The 263-nt window shown below is 77.2% G+C and carries 1 protein-coding gene; it reads right to left on the reverse strand.

All coding sequences use genetic code 11. The features are described from left to right. Positions 1-263 (reverse strand): HEAT repeat domain-containing protein (locus JNK74_29235; GenBank protein ID MBL7650261.1); only part of this gene is annotated, 263 nt, incomplete at both ends.

Consider the following 263-nt stretch of genomic DNA (forward strand, 5'->3'; position numbering starts at 1 on the left):
GTTGAAGGTCGCCTGGTCGGCGCCGGCGAGCGTGCCGGGGGGCAACGCGGCGAGCGCCTGGGCGGCGTTGATGCGCACGAGGCGGATCGGGTCGCGCAGGCGCGGGACGAGCAACGGCGGGCGCTCCGCCGGCGGCAGCTCGGCGAGGGCGAGGACGGCGTAGGCGCGGACCAGGGCGTCGGGGTCGTTCAGCGCTTCGCTCAGGGCGATACGCGCCTCGGGTTGCGCGGGGGGCAGATGCTCGGTGGCGGTGGCGCGGACGA

The organism is Candidatus Hydrogenedentota bacterium (assembly GCA_016791475.1).
Taxonomy (GTDB): domain Bacteria; phylum Hydrogenedentota; class Hydrogenedentia; order Hydrogenedentales; family JAEUWI01; genus JAEUWI01.